General features: G+C 43.4%; 17 protein-coding genes, 2 tRNA genes and 3 rRNA genes. 8 read left to right on the top strand and 14 right to left on the bottom strand.

The genetic code is table 11. The features are described 5' to 3' along the window. Entirely contained in the window at window positions 1-1,476 is a 1,476-nt protein-coding gene (locus tag ACEN9X_RS15730) for an N-6 DNA methylase (protein WP_413666041.1), read from the top strand. A gap of 218 nt (window positions 1,477-1,694) precedes the next feature. On the opposite strand, the gene ACEN9X_RS15725 is transcribed toward ACEN9X_RS15730, so the two are convergent. The 8 genes from ACEN9X_RS15725 to ACEN9X_RS15690 form a co-directional block, all read right to left on the bottom strand. Next, window positions 1,695-2,426, bottom strand: a complete 732-nt coding sequence (locus ACEN9X_RS15725; protein ID WP_413666040.1) for a hypothetical protein — start codon at window positions 2,424-2,426, stop codon at window positions 1,695-1,697. Window positions 2,427-3,125: 699 nt separating this feature from the next. Continuing rightward, window positions 3,126-4,193 (bottom strand): AAA family ATPase, encoded by a 1,068-nt coding sequence (locus ACEN9X_RS15720; protein WP_413666039.1) that lies wholly within the window; start codon window positions 4,191-4,193, stop codon window positions 3,126-3,128. Window positions 4,194-4,592: 399 nt separating this feature from the next. Next, window positions 4,593-4,832, bottom strand: a complete 240-nt coding sequence (locus ACEN9X_RS15715) for a hypothetical protein (protein ID WP_091212647.1) — start codon at window positions 4,830-4,832, stop codon at window positions 4,593-4,595. 613 nt (window positions 4,833-5,445) lie between these two features. Further along, window positions 5,446-5,557 (bottom strand): 5S ribosomal RNA (rrf, locus tag ACEN9X_RS15710). 325 nt (window positions 5,558-5,882) lie between these two features. Beyond that, window positions 5,883-8,760, bottom strand: a 23S ribosomal RNA gene (locus ACEN9X_RS15705). Between the two features lie 287 nt (window positions 8,761-9,047). Then, window positions 9,048-9,121, bottom strand: a tRNA-Ala gene (locus ACEN9X_RS15700). 95 nt (window positions 9,122-9,216) lie between these two features. Then, a tRNA-Ile gene (locus ACEN9X_RS15695) sits at window positions 9,217-9,291 on the bottom strand. Between the two features lie 232 nt (window positions 9,292-9,523). Further along, window positions 9,524-11,044 (bottom strand): 16S ribosomal RNA (locus tag ACEN9X_RS15690). Together the 16S, 23S and 5S rRNA genes with 2 tRNA genes alongside form the textbook arrangement of a ribosomal RNA operon. 1,172 nt (window positions 11,045-12,216) lie before the next feature. Between ACEN9X_RS15690 and lpdA the strand changes: the two genes are divergently transcribed. The 3 genes from lpdA (at window position 12,217) to ACEN9X_RS15675 (ending at window position 14,793) form a co-directional block, all read left to right on the top strand. Next, window positions 12,217-13,620 (top strand): dihydrolipoyl dehydrogenase, encoded by a 1,404-nt coding sequence (gene lpdA / locus ACEN9X_RS15685; protein ID WP_121234164.1) that lies wholly within the window; start codon window positions 12,217-12,219, stop codon window positions 13,618-13,620. A 109-nt stretch (window positions 13,621-13,729) separates the two neighbouring features. Further along, on the top strand, window positions 13,730-14,350 hold the full coding sequence (locus ACEN9X_RS15680; RefSeq protein WP_413666038.1) for a TlpA family protein disulfide reductase: 621 nt from the start codon (window positions 13,730-13,732) through the stop codon (window positions 14,348-14,350). A gap of 2 nt (window positions 14,351-14,352) precedes the next feature. Continuing rightward, entirely contained in the window at window positions 14,353-14,793 is a 441-nt protein-coding gene (locus ACEN9X_RS15675) for a sterol desaturase family protein (RefSeq protein WP_413666037.1), read from the top strand. 5 nt (window positions 14,794-14,798) lie between these two features. Here the strand turns inward: ACEN9X_RS15675 and ACEN9X_RS15670 are convergent, their stop codons facing one another. Continuing rightward, complete coding sequence (locus ACEN9X_RS15670; protein ID WP_413666036.1) at window positions 14,799-15,350, bottom strand: hypothetical protein; 552 nt, start codon at window positions 15,348-15,350, stop codon at window positions 14,799-14,801. Window positions 15,351-16,015: 665 nt separating this feature from the next. On the opposite strand from ACEN9X_RS15670, the gene ACEN9X_RS15665 reads away from it, so the two are divergent. Then, window positions 16,016-16,996, top strand: a complete 981-nt coding sequence (locus ACEN9X_RS15665) for a glycosyltransferase (RefSeq protein ID WP_413666035.1) — start codon at window positions 16,016-16,018, stop codon at window positions 16,994-16,996. A 32-nt stretch (window positions 16,997-17,028) separates the two neighbouring features. Further along, window positions 17,029-18,699: an ArnT family glycosyltransferase gene (locus ACEN9X_RS15660; RefSeq protein ID WP_413666034.1), complete on the top strand. Its 1,671-nt coding sequence runs from the start codon at window positions 17,029-17,031 to the stop codon at window positions 18,697-18,699. Between the two features lie 5 nt (window positions 18,700-18,704). Here the strand turns inward: ACEN9X_RS15660 and ACEN9X_RS15655 are convergent, their stop codons facing one another. The 5 genes from ACEN9X_RS15655 to ACEN9X_RS15635 form a co-directional block, all read right to left on the bottom strand. Beyond that, on the bottom strand, window positions 18,705-19,298 hold the full coding sequence (locus tag ACEN9X_RS15655) for a hypothetical protein (protein ID WP_413666033.1): 594 nt from the start codon (window positions 19,296-19,298) through the stop codon (window positions 18,705-18,707). A gap of 58 nt (window positions 19,299-19,356) precedes the next feature. After that, on the bottom strand, window positions 19,357-20,250 hold the full coding sequence (locus ACEN9X_RS15650; protein WP_413666032.1) for a DUF4835 family protein: 894 nt from the start codon (window positions 20,248-20,250) through the stop codon (window positions 19,357-19,359). Next, a complete protein-coding gene (coaBC, locus tag ACEN9X_RS15645) occupies window positions 20,247-21,440 on the bottom strand; it encodes a bifunctional phosphopantothenoylcysteine decarboxylase/phosphopantothenate--cysteine ligase CoaBC (RefSeq protein WP_413666031.1) in 1,194 nt (397 codons plus the stop codon). The genes ACEN9X_RS15650 and coaBC overlap by 4 nt, the downstream gene beginning before the upstream one ends. 128 nt (window positions 21,441-21,568) lie before the next feature. Further along, window positions 21,569-21,901, bottom strand: a complete 333-nt coding sequence (locus ACEN9X_RS15640) for a DNA-directed RNA polymerase subunit omega (RefSeq protein ID WP_090529735.1) — start codon at window positions 21,899-21,901, stop codon at window positions 21,569-21,571. A 30-nt stretch (window positions 21,902-21,931) separates the two neighbouring features. Beyond that, a complete protein-coding gene (locus ACEN9X_RS15635; RefSeq protein WP_413666030.1) occupies window positions 21,932-22,858 on the bottom strand; it encodes an outer membrane protein assembly factor BamD in 927 nt (308 codons plus the stop codon). A 454-nt stretch (window positions 22,859-23,312) separates the two neighbouring features. Here ACEN9X_RS15635 and ACEN9X_RS15630 point away from each other — a divergent pair, with 454 nt between their 5' ends. Together ACEN9X_RS15630 and ACEN9X_RS15625 are read left to right on the top strand one after the other, a co-directional pair. Further along, entirely contained in the window at window positions 23,313-25,169 is a 1,857-nt protein-coding gene (locus ACEN9X_RS15630) for a CocE/NonD family hydrolase (RefSeq protein ID WP_413666029.1), read from the top strand. A gap of 121 nt (window positions 25,170-25,290) precedes the next feature. Beyond that, window positions 25,291-25,917, top strand: a complete 627-nt coding sequence (locus ACEN9X_RS15625) for a M949_RS01915 family surface polysaccharide biosynthesis protein (RefSeq protein WP_413666028.1) — start codon at window positions 25,291-25,293, stop codon at window positions 25,915-25,917. Window positions 25,918-25,927: the final 10 nt, after the last annotated feature.

The following is a 25,927-nucleotide window of genomic DNA, read 5'->3' as shown; positions in this document are numbered from 1 at the left end:
ATGACATCATCTGCAATTATATCCAAAGTATGGTCGTTTTGTAATACTCTTCGCGATGACGGCGTTAGCTACGGCGACTACTTAGAACAACTTACCTACCTGCTGTTTTTAAAAATGGCTGATGAGCACAGCAAACCGCCATACAACCGCAAATTAACCATCCCGGCAGAATATAATTGGGACAGCTTAACCGAAAAACGCGGGGCTGAATTGGAACTACATTACTCTGTGTTATTACGTGAGTTGGGGCAACAAAAAGGAGTGCTTGGACAAATATTTACCAAAAGCCAAAATAAAATACAAGACCCTGCTAAATTATACAAGCTGATAGACATGATCAACCGTGAAAACTGGATCATGATGGGGACTGATGTAAAAGGCGATATTTACGAGGGACTGCTCGAAAAAAATGCGGAGGATACCAAAAGCGGCGCAGGGCAGTACTTTACGCCGAGGGCTTTAATACGGGCTATGGTTGCCTGTATTCGTCCCGAGCCCAATAAAACCATCGCCGATCCAGCTTGTGGCACCGGCGGGTTCTTTTTGGCAGCTTATGATTATATAGTTGATAATAACAAGTTAGATAGAGAGCAAAACGTTTTTTTAAAATATCATACTTTCTTCGGTAATGAAATTGTAGCCAGTACCCGACGCCTGGCTTTGATGAACTTGTTTTTACATAACATCGGAGATATCGACAGTGACAATAACATTTCGCCAGCTGATGCGCTTATAGCTCAAAGTAGCACAACTTATGATTATGTGCTGGCAAATCCGCCCTTTGGTAAAAAAAGCAGCCAGACCTTCACCAATGAAGAAGGCGAACAGGAAAAGGAAGACCTTACTTATAATCGCCAGGATTTTTTTGCTACCACAAGTAACAAGCAGCTAAACTTTATCCAACACATCCGTACCATGCTCAAAACAACAGGCATGGCTGCTGTAGTACTACCCGATAATGTTTTGTTTGAAGGAGGCGCGGGCGAACTGGTACGCAAAAAGCTATTAGAAACAACCGATCTGCATACTATACTACGCTTGCCTACCGGCATATTTTACGCCAACGGGGTTAAAGCTAACGTCGTTTTCTTTGATGCAAAACCTTCTGCAAAAGAACCATGGACTAAACAAATTTGGTACTATGACTATCGTACCAACATACACCATACCTTAAAAAAGAATCCACTTAAATTGGCTGACTTACAAGACTTCATTGATTGTTATCAGCCTGCCAATCGCCACAAACGTACTGAAACATATAATGCCGAAACCAACCCGGAAGGTCGCTGGCGAAAGTACAGCTACGAAGAAATTATAGCCCGCGATAAAACAAGTTTGGATATCACCTGGCTTAAAGATAAATCCCTTGCCGATTTAGATAATCTCCCAGACCCAGACGAGTTAGCTTTAGATATTATGGAAAATTTGGAAGCTGGCTTAGAAAATTTCAAATCGATAATCAGACAGCTGCAATAAACCTCAATAGGCGCGGGTATGCAATGCCGTCGAAGGCCCGGCGCACCCTTGACCTCAATCAAAGGCTTCAAAGTCGCCCGCGTTCAGGTCTACGACATGACGAGCCGCTTGTATAGCTTAGCATGATGCCCACAAGCGAGGACGCTTGCGGGCATCATAGGTAGTTTTGATTCCCATACAGTTCGCGATTGCTTTGTACCTCACAATGTGATCCATCATTATTTATTCCATAGTTTCAGGAAATCCCTTGATTGCCTCTCTTTTATGGGAATTTTTACGAATTCTTTATAGCAGTCATTTAAGTATATAATCAAATCAAAATTGCCGGCGGTGTATTCCCTTACATCCGGGATGTAAAGCGTGATGAAATTTTGGAGTTCCTGATCCCGGATGGTTAGATAAGTCTTTAGATTTTCGGGACTAAAGACTTTTGATATTTCTTCTTTCTTTTGCTCGTTTTCCAGGAAATGCTGCGCTTTATTTTTCTTGTTGGCATGGTTACCCAAATTCCTAATCACAATCTTAACACCTCCAACATTACGGCCACTATCATTTGTTTGGTAATGAACCACCTGGCTGTTGAATGGCCCGGTTATTGGCGTAGTCTTGAATTTGTCTGTTGCTATTTCCTGAGCACTAACCTTTACTTCATTTAGCAACCGGGTTTTTAATGAAAGCAAAATTTGCAGTTTCTTCCCTGAAGTGATGTAAAGCGTATCCGCTTCGTAATTGGAACTCCAAAAAGCTAAGAGATCACCTACTTTAGCATCTATACTAAAAAAACCGTTAGCATCAGATACCCCTTTTACATGGGTGTTTAAATTTTCGATGCTTATCCCGGCCAGCGCTGTTTTAGTAGTACCCTCAAAAATTTGCCCTTTAATTTTTTCCTGCGCCATGCTTGCGCAACAAAACAAAAAAGGCATAAACAACAAAATTAATCTTTTCATGATAAGGTGATAACAGACCAGGTTTATAGATTGCCCTAAATTTGATCAGAGGTTTCAAAGTTAAATTTTCATATTAACTTTTTAAACTTACCGATATTGCTCAAACCCAAACAAAAACCCCCTTTGCTGGCGCACGCGTGACGCGTGTGTCCAGTATGCCGCTAAGTCTGCATCATCACAAAATTCACAATCTCTTATTCAGGTAATCATTCGGCCATAAAGAGAAAAGGCAATATATCCAATGCCGATAAGACACACGTGCGCCAGCCTAAAGCTTCAAAGTCTCCGCCTCTGGGCTACCCTACATCTTATCAAACCTTCTGATTAAACAAAAGTTTTGTCATTTCGAACGAACCCTAAGCGGGATTGTGTGCCGGTGGTGAGGAGAAATCTTCTGCAAGCAGCCATCCCGCTATTCATGGCGTATAAGATTTCTCCTCGCGCCCAGCTTTTCCTGCGCTGGCTCGTTCGAAATGACATTTTCTTTAACAAAAAGATATGGGTACACGATAGCTCTCCTCGCTGGCGCATGCTTAACGCGTGATCCGTATGCTAAGTCTACATCATCACAAAACTCACAATCTTTTGTTTTGATAGTCATTCAGCTGTAAAACAAAAGGCAATACCTTCAATACGGATAAGACACACGCGACACGCGTGCGCCAGCTTAAGCTTAAAAGTCTCCCCCTCGGGGGAGATTTAGAGGGGGTGATTCAGCATCCTGTTCACGCTGCCCGCGCTCAGGCCAAGCCGTTCGGCTATCTGCCGCTGGCTCAAACCTTCATCGCTTAATCTTTTGGCCTCGCGGTTCATGCGTTCGCGCTCCTGCCTGGAGGTATCGCGCAGGTGATTTTTCTCGTAATCGTTACCCGTAAAAACAAACTTTAAAAAGCCCTTATGCCGTTCAAGCTGCGCAAGGCATATATTATCGGCGCCATAAGTTTCGGCGGTGCTGCGCTGCTTAATTTGCTTCAAATAGCGCTGGCCGGGTATGGAGTGGCTTTCGCCCATGGCAAAGGCGCTGTCGCAGAAATTGATGAGCATTTTACTGCCCTGCAAATCATTGCGGCTCAGCGGCAGGCGGGGGTTACGCTTGGGCGTATGGGCCAGCACCAGGATGCTTACACCATGTCGGGTTTTAAGCTTTTTCAGTTCTTTCATGAGGGTGAGGGCGGCCCCGGCGCTCTCGGTTCCGTTGCGCAGGCAGGTAATGTTATCAATGATGAGCACCCGGGCATCCGTACGTTTAATGCCCCGCGTTAAAGCATCAATCACATATTTGTCCAGCTTTTGATAGTGCGAGTTGGCGCGGTTAAACTGGTTGTATTCGCCGCGGTAAAATTCGGTGGCAAAATAATGGCGGTTTTGTCCGTCGGTATAGCGTTGTTCAAACTGCTTGCCGCTCAGCTCAAAATCAATATACAACACCGGCGAGGCTTCGGCCCCAAGCGTAAAAGGGGCAATGGGCTCGCCGCGGCTAATGCTGTCAGCCAGTTGTACAGCCAGCAGGCTTTTGCCCATATTGGTATCGGCAAACAGGATGCATAACTCGCCCTCCAGCCAGAAGTTGCCAAACAGCATCTGCGGCGTTTCGTGTTCGGTTTCCATAGTCATCCACTCGTTGGCCGGGTAAATATCAAACACCTCCACCACGGCTTCCGGGTCCGATATCATAACTTCTCTCTTACGCGCAAGCTTATCCGCCGCCTTCCTCACATCCTCCTGAATCATTTGAATAACCAAAGGTTTCTCCGAAGTATGGTCCATAAAAATTAAGCCCTGTCCCGCGGTTCTAAAGCAGGATAATCCATCGTTATTTGCCGCCAACCTGCCGGCAATCATGAAAGGCACTCAAATTTACCCACCAAAAAGTCCGCCGTTGGTGACACTGTTTTGTCAGTGTTCAATTTTTAAAAACCGGGTGTTCAACGTTTTTAAAATGAATTTTACAAACAACTGATTATCAGATACCATCTGTTCAAACAGGGCTTTTGGAGCGATCTGCAATTTTGTAAGTATCTGACTATCAACCGTTCAATTTTCCCATAAAACGCAAAGTGTTTACACTTTCAAAAATTGAACACCACAGCAAACGAACACCGGCACATAAACAAAAAAGGCCAGCCCACCCGGCCGACCTTTTAAAATTCTTTTACTGAGCTAAAACTATTCCCTGTTTTTCTTCTTAGCCGGTTCAACATACTTTTCGCCCAGAGCCTCGAGGGCGGCGATAAGTTTTTTCCGTTCAACGGCATTATCGGGTACGGTAGCCAGCTTTTCGCGGCGGGCTTCCTCCACCTTGCGGATCTTCTCGTCGAAAGCCTTGTTGATCTTGTCGAGTTCGGGTGTAGTATCCAGTTTTGCTATTTCTGCTTTAATTTGGGCTGCTAATTTTTCAAATTCCATCGGGCTATTTTTGGAAGCGCAAACATAAAAAAATGATTGTAAGTTATTATTACCACAATAAAAAGTATGTGTGTTAACTTGTGTTTTTTGTTGCCAAACCATAGTTTAACCACAATCACTTCCTATTCCCCGTCAGCAAAACAGTTTCGGGCGAAAACGGGCAGAACAATGATGGGCGGTGCGGCTGCAGGGGCATAGCAAGTTTTTGCAGAAGGGAAGGAAAAGCGCGGGTAAAGCAGGGCAAAATAATTGCAGCCGTGGTTCTGCCCGTTTTGCAGGGCAAAGGCCCCATGCGATGGGCATCGGGACAGGCTGTGCGGCAAAGAAACCTTTTTGCTGACTTGAGTTACTCACTATTGTTTTTTTGAGTGTGTTCGTTATCTCGCTACGCTCGGTCTTGGTTCTTTTTGTCAAGAAAAAGAACGAAGCCAACCCGCGGCGACTGAGCGGGCCAATGTAAGTTAAATACAACAATGCGTTATCAGGGGCGTTGCCTGCGGCCATGATTGTGAGTGCTTTCCGGTCGATATGCCGGAGCCAAACGGCTGTAAACGCAAAAAGCCTTAGGTATTAGCTAAGGCTTTTGCAATGTTGCACCATTGAAGGTGATAAAGGGTGGCACCGACCTACTCTCCCACGTTTTACCGCAGTACCATCGGCTCTGGCGGGCTTGACTTCTCTGTTCGGAATGGGAAGAGGTAGACACCGCCGATATAGGCACCTGAATTTCTTTTGGTTCATCGGTTCATTCGTTCAGTAGTTCATTGGTCTGAGCATACTGTAGAATTTTACCTTTGTACCGATATTTTATTTGTTTGTTATTGTCCTCTCTTCTTTCGTTATCTGGCTACTAATGAACCCATGACACCAATGAACTAATGAACCAGCAAACAATGACATATTATTGAAAGAAGTGATTGAATTTAAGAGAAAACAACAGCATTTGTTCTTTATCTGTTTGTTTTGTTTCTCACCGGCTCATCTATCCCTCGTCTTATCAGTATTGCTACCAATCAACTAATGAACAAATGAACCAGTGAACGTTTCTTCACGAAGAAAGCTTCGGGCAATTAGTATTACTCGGCTATGATGTCACCACCTTTATACCTGTAACCTATCAACGTAGTAGTCTCCTACGACCCTCTATGGAAGTCTCATCTTGTGGCTAGTTTCGCACTTAGATGCTTTCAGCGCTTATCTATTCCCAACGTAGCTACTCTGCAGTACACCTGGCGGCATAACAGATTCACCAGAGGTTAGTCCAACCCGGTCCTCTCGTACTAAGGTCAGCCCCACTCAAACTTCCTGCGCCCACAACAGATAGGGACCGAACTGTCTCGCGACGTTCTGAACCCAGCTCGCGTGCCACTTTAATGAGCGAACAGCTCAACCCTTGGGACCTTCTCCAGCCCCAGGATGTGACGAGCCGACATCGAGGTGCCAAACCTCCCCGTCGATATGAGCTCTTGGGGGAGATCAGCCTGTTATCCCCAGCGTACCTTTTATCCTTTGAGCGATGGCCCTTCCATGCAGAACCACCGGATCACTATATCCGTCTTTCGACCCAGCTCGACTTGTCTGTCTCACTGTCAAGCAAGCTTATGCTATTGCACTCCGCGTACGGTTACCAAGCGTACTGAGCTTACCTTTGAAAGCCTCCGTTACCTTTTTGGAGGCGACCACCCCAGTCAAACTACCCGCCAAACAATGTTCTCCACTTTGTAGAGTTAGACACCAAATACAGAAAGGGTGGTATTTCAACGTTGACTAAACTACTCCTGGCGAAGCAGCATCACAGTCTCCCACCTATCCTACACATCCTGTATCCGATATCAATGTTAAGCTATAGTGAAGGTGCATGGGGTCTTTCCGTCCCGTTGCGGGTAACCGGCGTCTTCACCGATACCACAATTTCACCGAGCTCATGGCTGAGACAGCGCCCAGATCGTTACACCATTCGTGCAGGTCGGAACTTACCCGACAAGGAATTTCGCTACCTTAGGACCGTTATAGTTACGGCCGCCGTTTACTGGGGCTTCGATTCAATGCTTCGCCTTGCGACTAACATCCCCTCTTAACCTTCCAGCACCGGGCAGGTGTCAGGCCATATACGTCATCTTTCGATTTTGCATAGCCATGTGTTTTTGTTAAACAGTCGCCTGGGCCTTTTCACTGCGGCTGACATTGCTGCCAGCGCCCCTTCTCCCGAAGTTACAGGGCCATTTTGCCGAGTTCCTTAGCCATGATTCACTCGAGCACCTTAGGATTCTCTCCTCGACTACCTGTGTCGGTTTACGGTACGGGTTTTTATTACCTGAAGCTTAGCGGGTTTTCTTGGAAGTCTGATTACCTGAACTATCACATCCCCCGAAGGTTCTGTGTACTATCAGCTTTCAGCATGATCTGCGTACTTAACTACAAACCATATACCTACAGCCTTTAACGAACTATTCCGTCAGTTCGCGTCAGTGTCACTACTCCGTCACCGCATCGCAGTAATAAAAAGTACTGGAATATTAACCAGTTGTCCATCGGCTACGCCTGTCGGCTTCACCTTAGGCCCCGACTAACCCTGATCCGATTAGCGTTGATCAGGAAACCTTAGTCTTTCGGTGGGCGGGTTTCTCTCCCGCCTTATCGTTACTTATGCCTACATTTGCTTTTCTACACTCTCCACAGTCAGTTACCTTCCTGCTTCGCCGATTGTAGAATGCTCCCCTACCAGTCATATTAAATATGAATCCATAGCTTCGGTATACTGCTTGATGCCCGTTTATTATCCATGCCCGATCGCTCGACTAGTGAGCTGTTACGCACTCTTTAAATGAATGGCTGCTTCCAAGCCAACATCCTAGCTGTCTGTGCAATCGGACCTCGTTAGTTCAACTTAGCAATAATTTAGGGACCTTAGCTGATGGTCTGGGTTCTTTCCCTCTCGGCCATGGACCTTAGCACCCATAGCCTCACTCCAGCGTATATTATAAAGCATTCGGAGTTTATCTGGATTTGGTAGGATTTGACTCCCCCGCACCCAATTAGTAGCTCTACCTCTTTATAACTCAACCGCCAGGCTGTTCCTAAAAACATTTCGGGGAGTACGAGCTATTTCCCAGTTTGATTAGCCTTTCACCCCTACCCACAAGTCATCCGGAAACTTTTCAACGTTTATCGGTTCGGTCCTCCAGTACCTGTTACGGCACCTTCAACCTGCCCATGGGTAGATCACAAGGTTTCGCGTCTACCTCCCCTGACTATACGCCCTTTTCAGACTCGCTTTCGCTTCGGATCCGTGTCTTAAACACTTAACCTTGCCAGGGAAGAGTAACTCGTAGGCTCATTATGCAAAAGGCACGCCGTCACCATTACTGGCTCCGACCGCTTGTAAGTACACGGTTTCAGGTTCTATTTCACTCCCCTGTTCGGGGTTCTTTTCACCTTTCCCTCACGGTACTGGTTCACTATCGGTCTCTCAGGAGTATTTAGCCTTACCGGATGGTGCCGGCAAATTCCCACAAGGCGTCTCCGACCTCGCGGTACTCAGGATACCACTATCCTACTATCAATTACCCGTACGCAGCTCTCATGCTCTTTGGCCGGGTTTCCCACCCCGTTCCGGTTCTCTTTAATATTCATGTTGTGGTCCTACAACCCCTGTTATGCCGTAACATAACAGGTTTGGGCTTCTTCCATTTCGCTCGCCACTACTCTGGAAATCACTATTGTTTTCTCTTCCTCTGCTTACTTAGATGTTTCAGTTCGGCAGGTTAGCGCATTTATGCAATTATCCTTCAGATAATTAGGTTTCCCCATTCGGAAATCACCGGATCAAGTCTTATTTGCAAATCCCCGGTGCTTATCGCAGCTTATCACGTCCTTCTTCGCCTCTGAGAGCCAAGGCATCCCCCGTGTACCCTTTCTTACTTTCTTCTACTCTTGCGCCTTTTGCGCCGCAAGGTATGTCTTTATTTTAGATTAGTTGATTCGTTCACTTGTTCACTCGTTCATTTGTCCAAGCAGTATTGCTACCAATGAACTAATTTACTAATGAACCATTGAACTGAAAAAACGTCTCTATCTGTTGTTTTCTCTTGTTTTCAATTACTTCTTCCAATATGTCAAAGAACGTTTTGCGGATGTACAGATGTTTGATTTCAGATGTGCAGATGATTTCTCATTTGCATATCTGCATATCTTCACATTTGCTAATCTGCATCGTGGAGAATAACGGATTCGAACCGTTGACCCCCTGCGTGCAAGGCAGGTGCTCTAGCCAGCTGAGCTAATCCCCCCTAAGATTAATTAGTGATTTGGTGTTTTTTTGAATTAGCGATTTCTTTTAATTCACTAACTCACTAACTCATTAATTCACTTATTGCCTTTTTTGTAGTCCCGAGCAGATTTGAACTGCTGACCCCTACATTATCAGTGTAGTGCTCTAACCAAGCTGAGCTACAGGACTATTCTTTATTTCGGATTTCGGATTTACGATTTTAGATTTTTATCGTAAATCGTAATCTCTTACAATCCTGCCTCAGTTGTTCACACAACACGATGGCTTCATCTTCTGGGTTTTCTTTTTTACGTTTATTTTATAGCGATATCTCATGTCTCTTATCTCACATCTCATATCTACTACTTTAAGAAATATCATGTAGGTAACAGTTCCGAATCACTCTGAGAAACTGCTCCAGAAAGGAGGTATTCCAGCCACACCTTCCGGTACGGCTACCTTGTTACGACTTAGCCCCAGTTACCGACTTTACCCTAGGACGCTCCTTGCGGTTACGCACTTCAGGCACTTCCAGCTTCCATGGCTTGACGGGCGGTGTGTACAAGGCCCGGGAACGTATTCACCGCGTCATTGCTGATACGCGATTACTAGCGAATCCAACTTCACGGGGTCGAGTTGCAGACCCCGATCCGAACTGTGAATGACTTTATGAGATTGGCATCCTGTTGCCAGGTAGCTGCCCTCTGTATCATCCATTGTAGCACGTGTGTAGCCCCGGACGTAAGGGCCATGATGACTTGACGTCGTCCCCTCCTTCCTCTCTATTTGCATAGGCAGTCTGTTTAGAGTCCCCACCTTAAATGCTGGCAACTAAACATAGGGGTTGCGCTCGTTGCGGGACTTAACCCAACACCTCACGGCACGAGCTGACGACAGCCATGCAGCACCTAGTTTCGTGTTCCGAAGAACTAGAGCGTCTCTGCTCTATTCACTAACTTTCAAGCCCGGGTAAGGTTCCTCGCGTATCATCGAATTAAACCACATGCTCCTCCGCTTGTGCGGGCCCCCGTCAATTCCTTTGAGTTTCACCCTTGCGGGCGTACTCCCCAGGTGGAACACTTAACGCTTTCGCTTAGACGCTGACCGTATATCGCCAACATCGAGTGTTCATCGTTTAGGGCGTGGACTACCAGGGTATCTAATCCTGTTTGATCCCCACGCTTTCGTGCCTCAGCGTCAATCATACTTTAGTAAGCTGCCTTCGCAATTGGTGTTCTGTGACATATCTATGCATTTCACCGCTACTTGTCACATTCCGCCTACCTCAAGTACATTCAAGCCCATCAGTATCAAGGGCACTGCGATAGTTGAGCTACCGTCTTTCACCCCTGACTTAACAGGCCGCCTACGCACCCTTTAAACCCAATAAATCCGGATAACGCTTGGATCCTCCGTATTACCGCGGCTGCTGGCACGGAGTTAGCCGATCCTTATTCTCAAGGTACATTCAACTCGATACACGTATCGAGGTTTATTCCCCTGCAAAAGCAGTTTACAACCCATAGGGCCGTCTTCCTGCACGCGGCATGGCTGGTTCAGACTTCCGTCCATTGACCAATATTCCTTACTGCTGCCTCCCGTAGGAGTCTGGTCCGTGTCTCAGTACCAGTGTGGGGGGTCATCCTCTCAGATCCCCTAAACATCGTAGCCTTGGTAAGCCGTTACCTTACCAACTAGCTAATGTTCCGCATGCCCATCTTAGTCCTATAAATATTTGATTATAATGCGATGCCACATCATAATGTTATGCGGTCTTAATCTCTCTTTCGAGAGGCTATCCCCCTGACTAAGGTAGGTTACATACGTGTTACGCACCCGTGCGCCACTCTCACAGGGAGCAAGCTCCCCGATCCCGTCCGACTTGCATGTATTAGGCCTGCCGCTAGCGTTCATCCTGAGCCAGGATCAAACTCTCCATTGTAAAATGTTTTGTTTTAATCTCTGACCCTATTATTAATTAATAGAATCTGTATTATTATATCTTTATACAGTCTCTCATTTTGTTTGTAACTCTTCAATCTTCCGTTGCCTCAGCCCCTTCCGATCTCCCGTTACGCTACATGATTTCCATTTCTTAAAAGAACTTTTTCGCCTCCCCTTCACGGTTCTGCTATATAATCTATCAGGATTACCTGATCTGATTTGTCATTTTCTATCCGGCGAGAATCGCTCTCTTTCCGCTTTGATTCCGAGAACCTAAAGCCCTCATCCTCTTTTCTTTAGAAGCCTTTAAACTTCTGTCCCGCTTGGGGCTGCAAAGGTAGAAACCTTTTCTTTATTTCCAAAACTTTTTTTTTATTTTTTTTATTCTAAGTTTCAGACCCGCTTCCCTCTCTCTTTCTCCCCGTTTGCGGGCTGCAAAGGTGTGAATTATTTCCCAATTCCACAAAAAGATTTTTATCTTTTTTCTCCTCTTCCCTAACTCACTCTCAACCTTTAAAGAACTATCCCCGCTCCCTCGTTTGCGGGCTGCAAAGGTAGACACTTTTCCTTTTTATCCAAATTATTTTTACCCATTTTTAACCCATTCCCTATAACTCACTATTCCTCAATAAGAAAAAGTTTAAAGCAAGCCACTTAAAGCTTTCCCCGAACCTTATTTAACCCGCATCACTACTTCTATATTATCATTCAATATTTATATGAATAACATTTATAATGTACCGCTACCCGCGTTTCGTTAGTTTGGCATTATATCAATTGCATATTTCTTACAGGTGACTAACGCACTTATATTATATAGCATCAGGATAATTGACCACAACTTGTTGACAACAGAAGGCTACTCCCTTGTAGTACCCGTGTTAGGGATAGCAGTGAAAAGCCCACAGTGCGGGTTGGGTTTGTGCGCAAGAAAGACGAGGACTTGCAACGGATAGCCCGGGCCGCAGGCAACACCATAATTTCTGAGCAGGGATTTGTAAGCATTTTCGAAAAGAGATTTTTTTGTCTTAACTCCAGATGACCATTCTTTAATTCTATGAATTCAAGCTCATACAACGAATCTCCAATCACTATCTCAACTTTAACAAAATACTGTTTATTACACCTTTAATAATCCTTAACTTTGCCCACCATAAAATACACACTACTATGCAATATGATGTTATAGTTATAGGTTCGGGCCCCGGTGGTTATGTAGCCGCTATCCGTTGTGCCCAGCTTGGTTTAAAAACCGCAATTGTTGAAAAATATAATACCCTTGGCGGTACCTGCCTTAATGTAGGCTGTATCCCCTCAAAGGCGTTGTTGGATTCGTCTGAACACTACCACAATGCTGCCCATGCTTTTAAAACACATGGCATCAACCTTAAAGATCTTTCGATAGATTTTGGGCAGATGATCAAACGCAAACAGGAAGTTGTTGATGCCAATACCAGCGGTATCAGCTACCTGATGAAGAAAAACAAGATCGACACTCACTTTGGTGTAGGATCATTTAAAGATAAAAATACCATCACCGTTAAAAAGAGCGATGGTACTGTTACTGAGATCACCGGTAAAAATGTGATCATTGCTACAGGTTCAAAACCATCGGCACTGCCATTTTTGCCTATTGATAAAAAACGCATTATCACTTCAACCGAGGCTTTAACCCTGAGCGAAGTGCCTAAACACCTGGTATTGATCGGTGGCGGCGTTATCGGTTTGGAGCTGGGTTCGGTTTATGCCCGTTTAGGCGCCAAAGTATCTGTAATTGAATTTATGGATGGCATTATCCCAACTATGGATAAAGGCTTAGGTCGCGAGTTGCAGAAAGTATTGACCAAACTGGGTATGGAATTTTACCTGGGCCATAAAGTTACCGGAGCTGCTGTAAAAGGCAAAGAAGTAACCGTTAGCTTCGATACCCCTAAAGGTGAAAAGAAAGAACTGAAAGGCGATTACTGCCTGGTAGCTGTTGGCCGTATTGCTTATACCGATGGTTTAGGATTAGAGAACATAGGCATTACCGTTGAGGAGCGCGGTCGTAAAATCACGGTTGACGAGCACCTGGAAACAAAAGTTAAAGGTGTATACGCTATTGGTGATGTAATTAAAGGCGCTATGCTTGCTCACAAAGCCGAAGATGAAGGTACATTGGTTGCTGAAATTATTGCAGGTCAGAAACCACATATCGATTACAACCTGATCCCGGGAGTAGTTTATACCTGGCCGGAAGTTGCTGCTGTTGGTCAAACAGAAGAGCAATTGAAAGCTGCAGGTGTTAAATACAAAACAGGTTCATTCCCGTTCAAGGCGAGCGGTCGTGCCCGTGCAAGCGGCGACCTTGATGGTTTTGTAAAAGTATTGGCTGATGCCACTACCGACGAAATTTTAGGCGTACACATGATTGGTCCGCGTGCTGCCGATATGATAGCCGAAGCTGTTGTAGCTATGGAGTACCGCGCAAGTGCCGAAGATATTTCGCGCATGAGCCACGCTCACCCAACGTATACCGAAGCTATGCGCGAAGCATGTTTAGCAGCTACTGAAAACAGGGCGATACATATTTAATTTCGGAATTGGGATTTTCGATTTCGGATTTTTAATTTGAAATATTTAAAAGCGGTTATCATTTGATAGCCGCTTTTTTAGTTTTAAGTTAGTGGTAAATACTTCTGTTATGAAAGTGATAACCTACCCCTTATTCACATTTTTAATTTTGATCGGCTTTACGGTTAATGCGCAAACCAAACAAATTAAATCGGTACCTGATATTGAGGTCTATGATATCAACGGAAAGCATACTACACTAAAACAATTAGGGCAAAATAAAGTGCTGTTTATTGATTGCTGGTTTGTGCCTTGTCCGCCCTGTTTTCGCGAGATGGGTATGTTGCATAAACTTTATGCTAAGTACAAGGACAATAAGAACTTTTGCTTTATAACACTATGCCAAACCGATAGCGGCATAGTTAAGCGGTTTATTGCGCAGGATAAATCGATAGATAATTTTGTTAGAATGTATAAGGATTTTAGTAAGCGGCAGGATTTTAAGCTACCTGTTTACTTTATACCCGGTTGCGATGAGAAAATTTATACAGGCAAAGTTTTAGCTAAATATACGCCCGATGACAAAACCAAATGTCCCGACAGGCAGTTTGGTTTTAGAGGATATCCAACGGTTATTATCTTCAATAAGCGAGGGAAGCTGATTTTTGAGAAAACCGGCTATGGTGATCACGAAGATGAAAACAACCTAAAAATGAAAAACCTAATTGAACGGAGCATAGCGGCTAAATGATCATGAAAGCATTGACAGACATAGGGATTGTGCTATCAACGATTACATTGATGGAACTCATCTCCTGGGCTATGCATAAATACCTTTTCCACGGCCCGCTGTGGTTTATCCACAAAACACACCATCAGCAAAGGCATGGCTGGTTTGAGCTAAACGACCTGTTCAGCATCGGTTTTGCTGCTTTTGCCTTATGGCTGATGTGGATTGGGCATTTAAGTTTGGATTACCGATTTTGGATAGGTACAGGGATAAGCATTTACGGGATCATTTATTTCATTTTTCACGACTGGTTTATCCATAACCGCTTTAAAGCTTTTAAAAGCGATAACCGCTACCTGGCGGGGATCCGCAGGGCGCATAAGATCCATCATAAATCAACGGAGAAATATCCATCAGAAGAGTTTGGGTTATTGGTAGCGAGCAGGAAATGGTTTAAGAAATGAGGGGCCTAATTGTCAGCCTTTTGTTCACATCTTAACTTGATAACTGTCAGTAGTCGCTCTTGAAAATCGGATAATAAGGCATTCCCCCAAAGTGTAGCATATTGATTGATCCGGGTATCCAGCCTGTATGATGATGACAGGCAGAGCTCTGTTTGGTTATTGTTGATCTTTTTCAACGTGTAAGATGCATCAATAAACTTGAAGTGATTGCCCATCAAAATATGCTTGTCGAATACTGTGTTCCTGATAGTTGATGGCAATACAGCTATATTAAATGAAACTTTTTTATTCCGTTCCCAGTGATTAACTGTTTCTATAAACTTTAGTCCTCCTTCAAAATGTCCGATCCTTGTGGCACCGATGGTGTCTTTATTAAGTTCAGCATATAACGGCTGGGGGATGCCTGCATAATTAAAGAAGCCTTTGTGATATTCAGTGATGTTGATCTGGTCAACCCGAACCACGTGCTGCCATATATTTTGCGGAGTAGCGTTAATAATGGTAACCGTATTAACATGGTAGATGCCTGTGGGCATTTTGAATTGCTCCTCCACCATTCCGCAAATAAATGGAATGAGGAGAACAGAATATAATGTGTTTTTATTTTGCCGATATTTTAGTAGCAAGATGCCAATAATACTACCGCCAATCATGGCAGCTAGTAGAAAAGGGGCCGATATGATCAATATGCATATAAAATCCTCGGCCCTGGAGGTGAAACAAAATAGAAAGAATAAAAGAACCGTTAAACAAGGCGTAAATATTCTATAACCAGACTTACTCAACTGGCGATCGGATGCAAAAAACATTGGAACCATTCCTATCACGAAAGGAACTATCCACACAAACGTTATTGAAAAGAGATCGGTAAAACTAAAATTACTTCCGGGAAGGTTAAATGCCAGCCTTAACCCCAATCCGTAAGATGCGCCTAATAAAATCCCTGCATATTCACTAACAAAAAGTTTAAACCGTGTATTGAAATTGCTAATCATGGGATGATAAGGTTAAGGTTGTAATATAAGTAATAAAGGATCTTAAAAATACAAGCGGTCTATTTCCAGGTATGAGGCAGACAACAGCCATCAGTAAAAAAGTTAACTTAAGTTTCATTGTGACAGGAATGGATTTTAGAGTGAATATACTAATCTCTTAAAACTATTAATGCAATTTATTAAACTGTAAAATAGAATAGGTAGATTATTACCTTTGCCAAACACCTATGAACATCCTCATCGTCAACAATACCCCAATCCCGGCAACTAAATACGGCGGCACCGAGCGTATTATCTGGTGGCTTGGCCGCGAGTTAAACCGTCTTGGTCACAAAATCACTTACCTGGTAAGCGAGGGATCAAGCTGTCCGTTTGCAAAGGTGTTAATCTATGATCCGACTAAAGATTTGGATCAGCAGGTGCCCGATGATATAGATGTGGTACATTTTCAGTTCCAGGTGAGTGGGTTTACTAAAAAGCCCTATATAGTTACTGTGCATAATAACCCGGGTGGGGCGCAATTGGATCGTAACTCGGTATTTGTGTCGGCCAATCATGCGCAAAGGTATGGCTCAAGGGTGTTTGTACATAATACCATAGATACTGCCGACTACCCAAAGCCAGACCTTAATAATAAACGAATGTACGCGCATTTTTTAGCTAAAGCTGCCTGGCGCGTAAAGAATGTAAAAGGGGCTATTGATGTAGCTACCATGAGTGGTAATAAATTAGTAGTGCTTGGCGGCACCCGGCTTAACCTGAAAATGGGTTTGCGTTTTACGCCTAATCTTAATGTACGTTTTAAGGGAATGGTTGGGGATGAAGCAAAATCGATAGTGATGAACAGCTCGAAGGCTTTGATTTTCCCGGTGTTGTGGCATGAACCATTTGGGATAGCTATTGTTGAAAGCCTTTATTTTGGTTGCCCTGTTTTCGGCACACCTTACGGATCATTACCCGAACTGGTACCCGCAGAGGTTGGCTTGCTTTCGGCAAGTAAAACTGAATTAGCCGCCGGACTCAGAAACGTTGACAGCTTCAACAAGCAATACTGCCACCAGTACGCGGCAGATAACTTTAATATTGGCAAAATGGCTGCGGCTTACCTGGCGTTATACGAACAAGTTTTAAACGGGCGTGCGTTGAATTTGGTCAAACCCGAACTGATCAATCGCGATCAGCCCAAATACCTGCCGTGGAATAATTAAAATTCAGCTATTTTTGAGCATAAAAATTTTTAGTGGATAGTACAGCAGCTTCAATTTTTTCATCACAAAAACGGCCTTATTTTATTGTGCTGTTATTAACTATCGTGCTTAATGTAGCCGGTATCGGCATCAAATTTTTTACCGATGATGGGGCTTTGTATTCGGCCCTCGCGCGCAGCATGGCGCAAAGCAATAACTTTACCGACCTGTTATATCATGGTGCCGACTGGCTCGATAAGCCGCATTTCCCTTTCTGGATTATCGCTATCAGTTTTAAGATTTTCGGCATCAATACTTTTGCCTATAAATTGCCGGCCTTGCTGTTCTTTTTCATGTCGGTGGTGTACACTTACAAGCTTGCCAAAAAGTTTTATGGTGATGAAACAGCCATTATCGCTATCCTGATATTGCTTACAGCCCAACACAGCCTAATGTCAAATACCGATGTACGTGCCGAGCCTTATATTATGGGGCTGCTCATGGGCGCCGTTTACCATTTTTATAAAGTAAAAAAGCGTATCAGCATTGCCGATATACTACTGGCTTCCATATTTACAGCATGTGCTGTAATGACCAAAGGTATTTACCTGCTTATCCCGATAGGGGGATCCATCATTGGCGATTACCTGTTTAAAGGAAATATCAAGGGTGTTTTCCACTGGAAATGGCTGTTGTCGTTTATCCTGGTAGTGATATTTACTTTGCCCGAAATATATTCGGTATACATGCAGTTCGACCTTCACCCCGAAAAAGTTGTTTTTGGTCGTACCGGGATTTCCGGAATCCACTGGTTTTTATGGGATAGCCAGTTCGGGCGTTTTAACAATAACGGATACATTACCAATACCCACGGCGATAAGCTGTTTTTTGTGCACACCCTGCTTTGGGCTTTCGCGCCCTGGGCTATTATCCTGTTCTACTCACTTTATGCTACCATCAGGAAAATGGTTAAGCGTATTGCCCAGCCCGAATATCTGTGTATCTCCGGTGGAGTTTTAATGTTGCTAATCTTTTCGGCATCGAAGTTTCAGTTGCCATTTTATACCAATATCCTGTTCCCGTTTTTTGCTATTATAACAGCGGCTTTTATTAGTTCATTAAAAGTTGATGCAGAATTTAAGTTTTTCAAGATCGCCCAATACATCATTACGTCTCTTTTATTGGTTGCTGTTATAGCGCTTAACTTCGTTTTTGCGCCGGAGTGCTGGCCCGTATTTGCTGTATTGATTATAGGATTCATTGGCCTGGTTATCTACATTTATAAAAAACCGGCGCAGATTTACCAGCCAGTATTTTTATTTACCTGTGCCGTATCAGTTCTGGTGAATGTTTACCTCGTAACCGTTGCTTATCCTATTATTGTTGACTACCGCGGAGATCTTTCAGCAGCCGAATACCTTAATCAAAACTATCCCCAGCAGAAAGTAAGTGCGGCGGTTTTATCAAACACCTTCGATTTTTACTACAAAGGTGAAGCGACTTATACTAATGTTGATGATATCTTAAAAACAGACAGTCTGAAAAGCCGGATCATTGTAGCCGACGAAAAAGCGGTAGCTGAATTAAAAGCAAAGGGAATTACCTATAATACGGTCAAAGCATTTCAGGATTTTCCTCATGAAAATCTGAGCCTGCCATTTATTATTAAAAAGAAGAGAGCTGCTACTTTAGATCAGTTTTATTTGATCAGGTTGGGTAAATAATGGCGTTAAACAAATCGTAAGACATCGCCGATCGCTGTAATTAAAACAAAGCCTCCGAATATATAGAGTGCCGTTCTCACCAATATCCTCATCGGGTTTAAATAGCTATTTCTTAATTCGGCCTGTTTACTTGTATCTGCTATTTTCTTTATCTGCCAGGATACATAATTATTGTTTGTAAAAATGAAGTTGATGAATGTGTAGATCAGGAATAACATGATCACCAAATTTACTCCATGTATTTCTGCTGCTGTTACCGGTCCTGATTTTGGTTGTACATGGTATTGTGAAGTTGCGTGGCCGTGTGCCTTGAATGAAAGAAAAATAAGATAAAACACATGGACAATTAAAAAAAACACAGGTATCAATGCATTGATTTTAAAGTATGGATCGTTTTTGCCCGTCGCATTAATAAAACCAATAAGCATGTAAGCCTGGCAGGCCGTTGGGATAAGCATACCTATTATCAATAAATAGTTACTTATTTCTGAAATAACTCGCCGATTGTCTTGGTTGAGCGTCATAGTCATAAGTACCAATGCTACGACAAACGGAATCAGTAAAAGAATAGCTTTCCTGTAATTAAGATTTAGTTGCATCGCGATAAAGTTTGAGGTTAAGATAGAAAGGTTAGCTTTTAAATAAAAGCACCTTTACTTATTTCTGCAATGTTTGATACTTATTCCCATTAGCAGGGTCAAGCTGTAAAAACAGGTTCATGGCGGTTAGGCGTTCCTGGTTATCGGCCTTGCTGTAAATGGAAACCAGCTCATCACTTTTTGCAGTATAAAATATGAGCGGTAGCATAGCTCCTACGCGCTGCCTGTCTATCTGCTGTAGCAGAGGTAGCAGGGCATCAATGGCTTTGCGGCCTTTGCTTACATTATCGGCCATTAAATCAAGCCCGTTGCGATGATAATCATACAAAAAGCTGCGCAGCGGGTTATATAATTTATTATTCAGATTTTCGGATAGCCAATAACGGTTCACATTGCCATCAAAAGCTTTCCAGCCGCTATACGATGATGTCTGAGCATTAGTTACTATAGTTTGGGCAGCCAAAAAATAAGGTGTTCCTCCAAATTTAGAAAAGCTGTCATAATCAAGCCCGATAATAATGTTGGCATAAAAAGCCATGATAGAGCTTAAATTGCCCTGAAAGTTTTGATCAGTGTAATCGATGGTCTGACCCTCGGTATAGCTAAAGCTGATATCTTTATCATTGAGGTTTAACAAGGTAGATGTGTAAGATGAACCATACACCGGCCTTGACGATTGTACTTGCAGTTCGCCGGTAAAATTGCTGCTGCCATCCCAGTTGGTAACGTTCAGCACAAAATTGCAATCTATCCTTTCCTGTGGCAAAATTGGGTCGGCACTCCACTTGCGGCCGTTCAGAAAGTCCTTCATCGCCGTTTCCAGGGTTTGGAAAACTCGTTTATTGGCAACCTGTATTTTGGGCGATAAAACCTGCACACGGGCATTCAGGTCCTGGGCCATAGCCTGGCCACAAACAATCATCAGTACCGTGTAAAGCAGCAGTTTTTTCATCCGTTTATCATTTGGGCAACTTTATCGCAAATATCGCGGGCTACAGCTTCTTTAGTTTTTAAATCGAAAGAGGTTTGTTTAAGCTCCCGATCAATAATGGTTATTTTATTGGTATCGCCCGCAAAACCGGCACCCGCGTCATTGAGCGAATTTAGTACAATAAAATCAAGATTTTTCTTTTGCAGCTTGGTTATTGCGTTCATTTCCTCATCGTTGGTTTCCAGCGCAAAACCAACCAATATCTGCCCTGCACCTTTAGCTTCGCCCAGTTTTTTCAATATATCGGTGGTTTTCTTCAGCTCGATGGTTAAACCGCCATCCTGTTTCTTGATCTTTTGAGTGGCCACATCTGCCGGGGCATAATCGGCTACGGCAGCACTCATAATGCAGGCTTTTACATCACTGTAAACAGACAGACAAGCTTCAAGCATTTGCGCCGCCGAAGTAACATTTACCCGTTTAATGTTTTGTTGTTTACTTGTTTGAGCGGTAGGCCCTGTCACCAAAGTAACATCGGCCCCCATCGATGCCAATACATCCGCGATAGCGAACCCCATTTTACCTGATGAATGATTGCCGATGAACCTAACCGGGTCTATAGCTTCATAGGTTGGTCCGGCGGTTACCAATATTTTATGACCTGTTAAAAGGAGCTTTTTTTTTGATTCGGCTTCCAGGAAGGCAACAATCTCTTCAGGTTCGGCCATCCGTCCTTCGCCGTGCAGACCACTTGCCAGCTCGCCGTTTCCGGGTGCGATCATAATATTACCGAACGACTGCAACCTGCTTACGTTTTGACGTGTAGCAGGGTGTAACCACATATCAAGGTCCATGGCCGGGGCGAAATAAACCGGGCATTTGGCCGATAGATATACAGCGCTAAGCAAATTATCGCAAAGGCCATTGGCCATTTTAGCAAGAGTATTGGCAGTTGCTGGGGCAATAACCATCATATCGGCCCAAAGCCCAAGTTCAACATGGTTGTTCCATTCGCCGGTATCTTCCTTAAAATAATCAACCAGCGTTGGATTTTTTGACAGGGTAGAAAGTGTGAGCGGTGTAATAAAATGTGTTGCATCTGTTGTCATCACCACTTTAACGTTAGCTCCTGCTTTAACAAGCAGCCTTACCAGTAGTGCCGACTTGTAGGCTGCAATACTACCGCAAACTCCTAAAACAATATTTTTCATATGCCCCCTAACCCCCTAAAGGGGGAATGCTATGTTATAAAATTAAAAGTAACAAAAAACTCCCATACGGGAGTCTTTTGTTGTATCATGAATAATTTCCTATGCTCCCCCTTCAGGGGGCCGGGGGGCTAAACTTCTTTAGTTGGGTTACGGTAATAAACCTTACCGTCTAAAAATTCCTGAACCGCAACTAATGATGGTTTAGGTAATTTTTCGTAGTATTTTGAAATTTCAATTTGCTCACGGTTTTCAAACACTTCTTCAAGGTTGTCATTTGATGATGCAAACTCAGAAAGTTTCTGGTGAAGTTCTTCTTTAATGTTGTTCGAAATCTGGTTAGCCCTTTTTGACATAATCACAAGCGACTCATAGATGTTCTCTGTTTTGGTATCCAGCTCGCGTAAATCGCGGGTTACAGTGCTGCTGGCTGCTGCTGGTTTATTACTGTTGTTAGCTGTCATATCTTAATTTAACTCTTTAATATATCTTAATTAATATGGTATTTTTTGCGGCTGATTTTTTTCAGACGGCGCTGTAGTTGTTACAGTATCTTTAGATGCAAGCTTTTTGGCAACTTTTGAATTGCTCATTGCTTCGGCAATAAGGCGTTGAGCTTGTTTAATACCTTGCTGGCTGTCTTTTACATAAGTTTGCGTTTCGTGCAGGTATTTGCTGTTTGGATATTTTTCAGCAAACTGGTCGGCATAGGCTATAGCCTGGTTAAAGCGTTCCTCCTGTTTGGTTTCAAAGCTATGGTAAGCATACTGATATTGCGCTTTAACAATAAGGTATTCCATTTCTTCGCCGTATTTGGTATCAGGATAATCGCGCAAAGCGTTGTTAAACGCAATCACTGCCGATTGAAAATCGCTGATAGTTAAATAAAGTTTAGCGTTGGCATAAGCTTTGGTTTCCAGTTTATCGCGCAGGTTCTGGATCAGCTTGCTGGCTTCTGCCACACGGTCGCTTTTGGGATAAAGGTTAATAAACAACTGTAAAGCATCGATAGCTTTTAACGTGTTATCCTGGTCAAGCGAATATATAGGCGAATCAAGGTAGTAGCAATAAGCCGAAAAGAAACGGCATTCCTCAGCCCTTGGGCTTGAAGGATAAGTGTCTGCGAATGTTTTAAAGTGATACCTGGCCGACGTATAATCTTTTTGTTTGTAATATGTGAACGCGTAATAGTAAAAAAGATCCTCAGCACCTTCACGACCGCGATAACGTTCAACCAGCACCTCAAATAAACCTAAAGCTTTGTTATAATCTTTTTTGTTATAGTACTTAATAGCTTCCTGGTATTTTTTGGCGTAATCGTTACTGGCTTTTAACTTTTCGTATTTGCTTTTACAACTGCCAAGCGTAATAATTACGATAGCTAAAACACTGGCTAATAACGTTAGTTGCTTTTTAAACATTCTGCAAAGATAGTTAATAATATAAATCAATCAATTTTTATTTAGCCGCTAATATATAACGAGGCATTGGCTCGCTACCTATGTATATAGTGTATTTAACATCTTTTAACTATTGCCGGTTGAGGCATAATGTGCTGGTTAAATTAATACGGTTGAAATGGCTGTTTCTTATATTATTCCGGATTTTTTAAAACTTACTAAATGAAAAGTTATACAGGTTAAACCGCAGCAGGTTTATGTAATTTGCAGGATTGATTGCGAATGCTTGCTGTTTAAATGATAGCTGCACCAGTCGTTATAAACCCGACTATTATATCGGGGGCGGTCTATCTTAATCTGCCCTTTAAAAATTACCCTAAACACCCTGCATTTTACCCCATTTGTAACAGAACCGTTGATAAGTCGGTTTATCCTGAACTGTTTATTAAATTAGCCGATTAACACGACTGATCTCATGAAGAAAATTAACTTATTTTTTGTGCTGGTGTTACTATACACCGGCGTTAATGCTCAAAGTAGCTACGTAAAGGAGCATTTTACCAAAAAAGATGTGTACATCACCATGCGCGATGGTGTAAAACTGTTCACATCCATCTATACTCCAAAGGATGCTTCGCCACAAAACAAGTATCCGATGATGATGCAGCGCACTTGCTACAGCGTTGCCCCTTATGGTGAGGACAAATACCCTCAAAGACTTGGACCATCTGAAATTATGATGAAAGAGGGCTACATTTTTGTTTACCAGGATGTACGCGGCCGCTGGAAAAGTGAAGGCACCTGGACCAACATGACCCCGGTTATCGACAACAAAAAAAGTAAAAAAGATGTTGATGAAGGTTCTGATACCTATGACACCATCGACTGGCTGGTTAAAAACGTAGCCAACAACAACGGCAAGGTTGGCCAGTATGGCATCTCCTACCCCGGCTTTTATACCGCTGCCGGTATCCTGTCCAACCACCCCGCGCTCAAGGCCTCATCTCCTCAGGCCCCCATTTCCGATTTCTTTTTTGACGATTTCCACCACAACGGTGCTTTTATTGAAGGTTACTTTTTCACCTTCCCGGTATTTGGTGTTCAAAAAACAGATACAACAAGCAAAGCCTGGTATACCATGCTTAAACCCGACAGCAAAGATGGTTATCAATACCTGTTAGATCTGGGCCCGCTTAAAAATGCAGATAAGTTTTATCATGATAACTTTTTCTGGCAGGAAACCATCAACCACCCTAACTATGATGAGTTTTGGCAAAAACGCGGCCTGCTAAAACACTACGGCAAAGTAAAGCCTGCAGTAATGCTGGTTGGCGGCTGGTTTGATGCCGAAGACTTAACCGGTCCGCTGGCTATTTATAAAACCATTAACAAAACCGATCCGAACGCTTACAATACTATTGTGATGGGGCCATTCGGTCATGGCCGATGGTCGCGCGAAACGGGGCATACCATGCACAGCAATGTTTACTTTGGCGATAGCGTGGCTACCTTCTATCAAAAAAATATCGAGGCTAAATTCTTTAACCATTTCCTGAAGGGCAATGGCGATAAAAACTCCGGCTTACCAAATGCTTACATGTTTAATACCGGCAAAAAAGAATGGGCCACTTTTGACAAATGGCCTGCTGCAAATGCTGTACACGAAAAAATGTTTTTAGGGGCCGACGGCAAGCTTTCAACTACTCAAGCCGCATCTGCCGGTTCAGTTTCGTATGTAAGCGATCCGCTCAAACCGGTTCCTTATACTGAAGATAACACTACAACCATGGGCTTCACCCCTCACAATTATATGAGCGAGGATCAGCGTTTTGCAGGTCGCCGCCCGGATGTATTGGTTTACCAGAGTGAAGTATTAAATGATGATGTTACCCTTGGCGGCGAGATCATGGCGCACCTTAAAATTGCCACAACGGGTACCGATGCTGATTTTGTTGTAAAACTGATTGACGTTTACCCACCTGATGAACCTAACAATCCATACATGCCAAACAAAAACATCATCCTGAGCAACTACTGGCAAATGGTACGTTCGGAAGTAATGCCGGCACGTTTCCGCAACAGCTTTGAAAAACCAGAAGCATTGGTAGCCAATCAAAAAACAGATGTGAATTTCCGCCTGCAGGATGTGTTGCATACCTTTAAAAAAGGTCACCGCATCATGATCCAGGTACAAAGCACCTGGTTCCCTATTGTGGCTCGTAACCCACAAAAATTTGTGGAGAACCCGTATAAAGCAGATGAAAGTGATTACATCAAGGCAACCGAAACAGTTTATAATGATAGCTATATTGATGTACAGGTTTTGAAGTAAGAGATTGGTGATTAGAGGTTGGAGATAAGAGATTAGGGTTTTGCCCCCGCTTTCCTTAAACCATTGACCGGACTTTCTAATTCCGGCCAATGGTTTTATAAATAAGCTTTAACTTAGGTTTATGAAACTATCTTTCACCATCACATTGCTAATCATTATTACCCAGGTCTCTGTTGCTCAACTCAAAGTACTTAAGCTTAGCAAAGCAGATATCCCCAAATCCATTACTTACAAAGGACATATCATAAACGCGGTAAAATATACCGACAAAACGGGCGATCACATAGTGTTCACTACCGAAACCGGTGAAACGCCGGCAAAGAAAAGCGCAACCGATGATGGCCGGGATGCCGCCTTATATGCCTATCATTACGATATCACGGGCTCCGATCAGCTTGAGCTAAGCTGGCAAACGTATGATTTCATTTCAGACTGCAATGTAGATATTAAGGCAAATTACGTTCCGGGTACATTCGCTGTTACCGATGTGGATAATAATGGCATCGCCGAAGTTTGGTTGGTTTACCGCACCGCGTGCCGTGGAGATGTAAGTCCAAGTGAAATGAAGATCATTATGCACGAGGCTGATAAAAAATATGCCGTTCGCGGCACCAGCAAAGTCAAACTATCCGAAAAAGAATACATTGGCGGTACCTATACTTTTGACGCAGCCTTTAAGGCCGCGCCGGCTACATTCCGAAAATATGCTGCCGATACATGGAAGAAAAATATCATGGATACCTTTTAACCTGACACAA

The organism is Mucilaginibacter sp. Mucisp86 (assembly GCF_047324315.1).
Lineage (GTDB): Bacteria > Bacteroidota > Bacteroidia > Sphingobacteriales > Sphingobacteriaceae > Mucilaginibacter.
The sequence above is the reverse complement of the archived record's forward strand: the minus strand, read 5'-3'. Positions and strand labels throughout refer to the sequence as shown.